The sequence below is a fragment of the Pseudomonas sp. 21615526 genome, from assembly GCF_013386245.1.
In the GTDB taxonomy this organism is placed as follows: domain Bacteria; phylum Pseudomonadota; class Gammaproteobacteria; order Pseudomonadales; family Pseudomonadaceae; genus Aquipseudomonas.
In genome coordinates this window covers 1-6,445 of record NZ_JACAOM010000137.1, presented here as the reverse complement: position 1 = coordinate 6,445, position 6,445 = coordinate 1, and the positions used below count along the sequence as shown (strand labels likewise).

The following is a 6,445-nucleotide window of genomic DNA, read 5'->3' as shown; positions in this document are numbered from 1 at the left end:
CCAGCGCCCCCAGGCCAATCCCCAGGTTGGCCCCGGCAATGTTCAACGAGGCGGCAAACGCCGGCGCATGGGGTGCGGCCTTCATCAGTCGCACATGGCTGACCAGAAACAATGCCGCCTGGGTCACGCCCCATACCGCCATCGCCGCCGCCAACCCGATCGTGGAATGGATGGCGGGCACCAGCGCCACCATGCCGGCGATCATGAAACCGCAGAACACCATCGACGCAATCAGCGGATGACGGTCGACCATGCGCCCGCCCAAAGAGTTGCCGATCAGGCCGACCGCGCCAAAGCCCATGAGGCACCAGCCCACTACCGTGCCGTCAAAACCCGCCAGGCGTTCGAGAATGTCTGCCAGGTAGGTGTAGGCGGTGAACATCCCGCTGAACACCAGGATCGACAGCAGGATATGGCCCTGCATCAGCGGGCTGCGCAAGATCTTGAACTGCGAGCGCAGGCTGACCTGGTCGTGCTTTGCCCGGGTCTTCGGCAGGTAGATAAACAGCAGCAGGGCCTTGGCGAACGCCACCACCGCAAGAATGCCAAAGGCGGTGCGCCAGCCGAACATATCGGAAATCAGCGTGCCCACCGGGATCCCGAAGACCGTGGCACACACGATGCCGAAGCCGATTTTTTCAATCGCGCGGCCGGCGAAGTCCGGCCCGACAATGTCCACCGCTGTTTCGCTGGCCAGGGCCCAGAACACCGGCAGCCCCAGTGCCGGGATCAACCGGGCCAGGGACATGACCCAGATATTCGAGGCCATCGCCGCCAGAGTGTTGGCCAGGCCGAACATGATCAGGATCGTGATAAACAGCCGCTTGCGCTCGAACCGGGCGAAATATGCGGTGAGGAACGGGCCAAACGCCGCCACGGTGAAGGCGAACAACGTCACCAGCAACCCGGCCTGGGACACGCTCACGTCGAGGTCGCGGGCGATGGAAGGCAACAGGCCGACGATGATGAACTCTGTGGTCAGCACGGTAAAACCGGCCGCCGACAACAGCAGGATCGGAAACAGCATTAAAAACTCCAGAAAACAGCGACATCAACGACAGCCCGGAGGGCCCGCTGATAGAGAAGAAATAGAGGATGGGCAATGTTAACAGAATGTGTAGCGGCGTGGTGACGGAACGCCGCACCCGGATTAGACGTTTCCTACAGATGTTAGACTTCGCCCCTGCCAGATTCATGCTGCCTAGCTGCATCTATTAAAAAAACCAGAGACAACCTTTTTATGACTGCTGCCCCTTCCCTCTTTCAACGCCTGATGTCTATCAGCCTGGTCACCCAAATTGTCATCGGCCTGATCGCCGGTATCCTGTTGGCCCTGCTGTTGCCCGACGTCGCACAAGCCACCGGGTTTATTGGCAAGGTCTTTGTCTCGGCGCTCAAGGCCGTCGCGCCCATCCTGGTATTTGTGCTGGTGATGGCCTCGATTGCCAGCCACAAGCACGGCCAGGAAACCCATATCCGCCCGATCCTGTTCCTGTACCTGCTGGGCACGTTCGCTGCCGCCGTGGTCGCGGTGATCGCCAGCACGCTGTTCCCCTCCTCGCTGGTGCTGGCCACCCACGATGTGGCCGTCAGCCCTCCCGGCGGTATCGGTGATGTGTTGCAAAGCCTGTTGCTGAGCGTGGTGGACAACCCGGTCAGCGCGCTGATGAACGCCAATTTCATCGGTATCCTGGCGTGGGCCATCGGCATGGGCATCGCCATTCGCCATGCCAGCGACACCACCCGCACCGTACTGGGCGACCTGTCCAACGGCGTCACGCTGATCGTGCGCATGGTGATCCGCTTCGCGCCCCTGGGGATTTTCGGCTGGTGGCCTCGACCCTCGCCACGTCCGGCTTCGGCGCCCTGCTGGGCTACGCACACCTGCTGCTGGTGTTGATCGGCTGCATGCTGTTCGTCGCGCTGGTGATCAACCCGGCCATCGTGTTCTGGAAGCTGCGCCGCAACCCTTACCCGCTGGTGCTGATGTGCCTGCGGGAAAGCGGGATCACCGCGTTTTTCACCCGCAGTTCGGCGGCCAACATTCCGGTCAACCTGGCGTTGAGCAAGCGCCTGGGCCTGCATGAAGACACGTACTCGGTGTCGATCCCGCTGGGCGCCACCATCAATATGGCCGGCGCTGCCATCACCATCACCGTGCTGACCCTGGCCGCCGTGCACACCCTGGGCATTGCCGTGGACATCCCCACCGCCGTGCTGCTCAGCGTGGTCGCGGCGGTGTGTGCCTGCGGCGCGTCGGGGGTTGCCGGGGGCTCGCTGCTGTTGATCCCGCTGGCGTGCAGCCTGTTCGGCATTCCCAGCGAAATCGCCATGCAGGTGGTGGCCGTGGGCTTCATCATCGGCGTGTTGCAGGACTCGGCGGAGACCGCACTGAACTCGTCCACCGATGTGTTGTTCACCGCTGCCGCGTGCCTGGGCAAGGAAGAACAAGCCGCGTAGACCTTGCGCGCACAAAAAAGCCCGGGGCGGTTCGTGAATGAACCGCCCCGGGCTTTTTATTACAAGGCTTAGAACGCGCCCATGTAGTCGCGCTTGCCCACTTCCACGCCGTTGTGACGCAGCAAGGCGTAAGCGGTGGTGACGTGGAAGAAGAACTGCGGCAGGCCGTAGCTCAGCAGGTACGACTGGCCGCTGAAGCGCTTCTCTTTCGGGGTGCCAGGGCGAGTGATGATCTCGATGCCTTCTTTACCGTCGACCTGGGCCGGGGTGATGGTGTCGATAAACGCCAGGACCTTGGCGATCAGCGCTTGCAGGTCGGCGAAGGTGACTTCTGTATCGTCGTATTTCGGAACTTCGATTTCAGCCAGGCGGGCAGAAACGCCTTTGGCGAAGTCGACGGCGATCTGCACCTGGCGCACCAGCGGGAACATGTCCGGGTACAGGCGTGCCTGCAGGAAGGCGTTCGGGTCGATGTTCTTGGCGGTGGCGTGGGCCTCGGCCTTGTTCAGCACATCGCTCAGGGCGTTGAGCATTTGCTTGAAGACCGGGAGGGAAGCGGCGTACAGGGAAATAGTCATGACAGTCTCGACAGTTGTGGCAGGGTTTGAAACAGCCGCGATTATAGACATGCCGGCCACCGGCGCCGCTTGTCTTTTATTTTTTCAGGATTAGGCTAGTGAGCTCACTGCATTAGGGAAAGCGCGATGACCACCGAGCACGACACCACTTCCGAAGAGCCGCGCCTGAACAGCACGGAAATCCGCATCCTGGGCTGCCTGATCGAAAAACAGGCCACCAGCCCCGAAACCTACCCGTTGACCCTCAACGCGCTGGTGATCGCCTGTAACCAGAAAACCAGCCGCGAACCGGTGATGAACCTCAGCCAGGGCCAGGTTGGCCAGAGCCTGCGGGCCCTGGAAGGCCGCGGGTTTACCCGGCTGGTGATGGGCAGCCGCGCCGACCGCTGGGAGCATCGGGTGGACAAGGCGCTGGAGTTGGTGCCGGCCCAGGTGATTCTCAGCGGGTTGCTGTTTCTGCGGGGGCCGCAGACGGTCAACGAACTGCTGACCCGCAGCGGGCGCATGCATGACTTTGAAGACGCCGAGCAGGTGGTGCATCAACTGGAACGCCTGATTGCCCGTGGGCTGGCGTTGTTGGTGCCGCGTCAGTCGGGGCAGCGGGAAGATCGGTACATGCACGCCCTGGGCGACCCGGCGGACATTGAAGCGATCCTGGCGGCGCGTGGGAATCCGGTGGAGCGTGGTGCGGGAAGTGGGGTTTCCCTGGAGCGTATCGAAGAGCTGGAAGCGCGGATTGCGGCGCTGGAAGAGCGCCTTTCGCGGCTCGAGTAATGTTTGTGGTGAGTGGGCTTCTGTGGTGATGGAGCTTTTGTGGCGAGGGAGCTTGCTGTGGCGAGGGAGCTTGCTCCCGCTGGAGTGCGTAGCGCTCCCATTTTCTTGGGGCTGCTGCGCAACCCAGCGGGAGCAAGCTCCCTCGCCACAAAAGCTCACTCTCCAAAGCAAGCTCCCTCGCCACAGCAAGCTCACTCTCCACACCGCCAGCGGTGATGCTCAGCTCCGGGCAAATGCCACCGCCGCCTGAAACTGTTCATCCGTCGGCCGCACGCCGGTGTACAGCACAAACTGCTCCAACGCCTGGATGGCGATCACTTCCAAACCGGTGATCACTCGTTTGCCCTGGGCCCGTCCACGCAGGATCAGCGGGGTTTCCGAGGGAATCGCCACCACATCGAAGACCGTCTCGGCCGCATCAACCGCGTCAGCTTCAAACGCCAACTGATCCGCTTCCGCCCCTCCGGTCATGCCAATCGGCGTCACGTTGACCAGCATCTGCGGGCGCAAGGCACCCAACTGCGCCTGCCACTCATACCCCAGGCTCTGGGCCAGCGCCCGGCCCGCTTCTTCATTGCGCGCCACGATCACGCCCTTGGCGTAGCCGCCATCGCGCAAGGCACTGGCCACCGCCTTGGCCATGCCGCCGCTGCCGCGCAGGGCGAAGGTCGAGTCCTTGGGCACCTGGTGCTTGTGCAGCAGTTGCTCGATGGCGATGTAATCGGTGTTGTAGGCCTTCAAATGCCCGTCGGTGTTGACGATGGTATTGATTGACGCAATGGCCCGCGCCGAATCGTCCAGCTCATCCACCAGGGCAATACAGGCTTCCTTGAACGGCATCGACACGCCACAACCCCGAATGCCCAAGGCCCGAATGCCACCGACGGCGCCCGGCAGGTCCTGGCTACTGAAGGCCTTGTAGTAGAAATTCAACCCCAACTGCTCGTACAGGTGGTTATGAAAGCGCAGGCCAAAGTTCCCGGGGCGCGCCGACAGTGACATGCACAGTTGGGTGTCCTTGTTGGGGTTCATCTGCATCGGTAACTCCTTGAAGCCATTCCAGAGGCGGTTTCGGATAGACGGAATACCCGCGCCGGCGGGTTCTCATGGATCATACGCACTGTGCCCGGCCACTTGTGTAAGCCAACCGATACAGACCTTACACAACCTTTACCTATCGGCTGTGCTGTTTTTTAGAAATACGCTGTCTTAAAAGTATCCCCGCGACAATCCTTGAGTCGATTGATTGCAGACCATGAGCGCAGGGGCTAACCGAGGAATGACCATGATTCGTAAACTCCCCAAGATCGCCTTGCTGATCGGCGCACTCGCTATGGCAGGACAGGCCTCCGCCCACGGTGGTGGTTGGGGTGCTCCGCTCGCACTGGGAGCCGTTGTTGGTGCAGTGGTAGGCGGCTCGATCGTCGCCAGCCAATCGCGGCCGGTCTACGTGCAACAACCGGTGTATGTCCAGCCGCAGCCGGTGTATGCCGCTCCGCCGCCGGTCTACTACGCACCGCCACCGCCTGTGTATGTGCAACAACAGGTTTATTACCGCCCGGCGCCGGTCTACTACGGCCCACCGCGCGGCTACTACGGCCCTCCACACGGCTATTACGGTCGCGGCTGGTAAGCCTCAACTGATACACCTGAACAGGCTCCGCCCTAAAAGCGGGGCCTTTTTTTGGCCCGCAGGTCTGAATAAATCTCGCCAAGGTCGTTATAAGGACAATGGCTGTGGCCAAATCCCACATCATTGATCTCAATAGGCGCTTGCCCGAACGGGGCCTGCGCTGTCATGTTTGTGTCTCAAAAGGCTTCCACTATCAACACTGTCCGACCAATAACAACAAGGACGATTGCCCATGCCCACGCAAAACCCACATCGCACCGCCGGCCTCTGCACCTCGAGCAAGGTCTATAGCGTACTGACGGAGCTCAAGGCCCTGGAAGGCCATCGCAACGCCAAGTTCCTGTCCTTGCTGACGGAAAACCTGGTGCGCAAGGGCCTGCTCAGTGAACAGGAAGTGGTGCATATGCTCGACCAGGTGGTCGACTGACTGAGGGTCGCTCGATAACAGTGATGTCGACTATCGAGCAGGTTGATTTTCCCTGAAGGCCTACGCACCGTAATGTCACCTCCATAGCGTATCGGAGGTCATCATGCCCACTATTCAAATCATGTCTGTCATCGGCAGTGCCGTTCCCGCCTCTCTGCGGGAGCTTGGCTTGCTCGCCTGCTGGTACCTGGTACGCGATGGCGAAGCCATCAGCGGCCCACTCACTTCATTACCGGCCGCCCAGGCCCTGTCGGTCAAAATGGCGCATTGCTTTCATGCCTAAGGCAGTTGCACCCGCGGTTTGGTTTCCACAAACAGCGCCCAGCTGGACATGAACAACGCAGCAATCAGTGGCCCGATGACAAAGCCGTTCAAGCCAAAGATCGACAGGCCGCCCAAGGTTGAGATAAGGATCAGGTAATCCGGCATGCGGGTGTCCTTGCCCACCAGGATGGGCCTTAGCACATTGTCCACCAGCCCGATCACAAATACCCCGAACAACCCGAGCACCACGCCCTGCCAGATCGACCCGCTCAGCAGGAAGTACGCCGCCACCGGCCCCCACACGATCCC

General features: G+C 61.1%; 8 protein-coding genes and 1 pseudogene. 5 read left to right on the top strand and 4 right to left on the bottom strand.

The features are described from left to right. Positions 1–1,027 (bottom strand): MFS transporter (locus tag HX786_RS28345; RefSeq protein ID WP_178912907.1); only part of this gene is annotated, 1,027 nt, incomplete at its 3' end. Between the two features lie 213 nt (positions 1,028–1,240). On the opposite strand from HX786_RS28345, the pseudogene sstT reads away from it, so the two are divergent. Further along, a pseudogene (gene sstT / locus HX786_RS28340) lies at positions 1,241–2,460 on the top strand (serine/threonine transporter SstT). Between the two features lie 68 nt (positions 2,461–2,528). Here sstT and HX786_RS28335 read toward each other — a convergent pair. After that, positions 2,529–3,038, bottom strand: a complete 510-nt coding sequence (locus tag HX786_RS28335; RefSeq protein WP_003211233.1) for a DUF1993 family protein — start codon at positions 3,036–3,038, stop codon at positions 2,529–2,531. 126 nt (positions 3,039–3,164) lie between these two features. On the opposite strand from HX786_RS28335, the gene HX786_RS28330 reads away from it, so the two are divergent. Beyond that, positions 3,165–3,812, top strand: a complete 648-nt coding sequence (locus tag HX786_RS28330) for a YceH family protein (RefSeq protein ID WP_003211232.1) — start codon at positions 3,165–3,167, stop codon at positions 3,810–3,812. 219 nt (positions 3,813–4,031) lie between these two features. Here the strand turns inward: HX786_RS28330 and HX786_RS28325 are convergent, their stop codons facing one another. Next, on the bottom strand, positions 4,032–4,850 hold the full coding sequence (locus HX786_RS28325) for a shikimate 5-dehydrogenase (protein WP_003211230.1): 819 nt from the start codon (positions 4,848–4,850) through the stop codon (positions 4,032–4,034). A gap of 241 nt (positions 4,851–5,091) precedes the next feature. On the opposite strand from HX786_RS28325, the gene HX786_RS28320 reads away from it, so the two are divergent. The 3 genes from HX786_RS28320 to HX786_RS28310 all read left to right on the top strand — a co-directional run bounded on the left by HX786_RS28320 (position 5,092) and on the right by HX786_RS28310 (position 6,155). Further along, positions 5,092–5,445, top strand: coding sequence for a hypothetical protein (locus HX786_RS28320; RefSeq protein WP_008435927.1), 354 nt, complete (start codon positions 5,092–5,094; stop codon positions 5,443–5,445). Between the two features lie 232 nt (positions 5,446–5,677). Beyond that, the gene (locus HX786_RS28315; RefSeq protein WP_003211226.1) at positions 5,678–5,872 is read left to right on the top strand and encodes a hypothetical protein; all 195 of its coding nucleotides are present in this window, start codon (positions 5,678–5,680) and stop codon (positions 5,870–5,872) included. Positions 5,873–5,975: 103 nt separating this feature from the next. Further along, positions 5,976–6,155 carry a hypothetical protein gene (locus HX786_RS28310; protein ID WP_003211225.1) on the top strand — a complete coding sequence of 60 codons (180 nt, stop codon included), beginning with the start codon at positions 5,976–5,978 and terminating at the stop codon, positions 6,153–6,155. On the opposite strand, the gene HX786_RS28305 is transcribed toward HX786_RS28310, so the two are convergent. Then, positions 6,152–6,445, bottom strand: a 294-nt coding sequence (locus HX786_RS28305; protein ID WP_178912906.1) for an AI-2E family transporter, incomplete at its 5' end; no start/stop codon positions are given. The two genes, HX786_RS28310 and HX786_RS28305, sit on opposite strands and share 4 nt — an antisense overlap.

Excerpts from the sequence above, each read along its gene's own strand:
- HX786_RS28325 (WP_003211230.1), bottom strand. The coding sequence starts at position 4,850 with ATGCAGATGAACCCCAACAAGGACACCCAACTGTGCATGTCACTGTCG.
- HX786_RS28315 (WP_003211226.1), top strand. The coding sequence starts at position 5,678 with ATGCCCACGCAAAACCCACATCGCACCGCCGGCCTCTGCACCTCGAGC.
- HX786_RS28335 (WP_003211233.1), bottom strand. The coding sequence starts at position 3,038 with ATGACTATTTCCCTGTACGCCGCTTCCCTCCCGGTCTTCAAGCAAATG.
- HX786_RS28310 (WP_003211225.1), top strand. The coding sequence starts at position 5,976 with ATGCCCACTATTCAAATCATGTCTGTCATCGGCAGTGCCGTTCCCGCC.
- HX786_RS28320 (WP_008435927.1), top strand. The coding sequence starts at position 5,092 with ATGACCATGATTCGTAAACTCCCCAAGATCGCCTTGCTGATCGGCGCA.
- HX786_RS28330 (WP_003211232.1), top strand. The coding sequence starts at position 3,165 with ATGACCACCGAGCACGACACCACTTCCGAAGAGCCGCGCCTGAACAGC.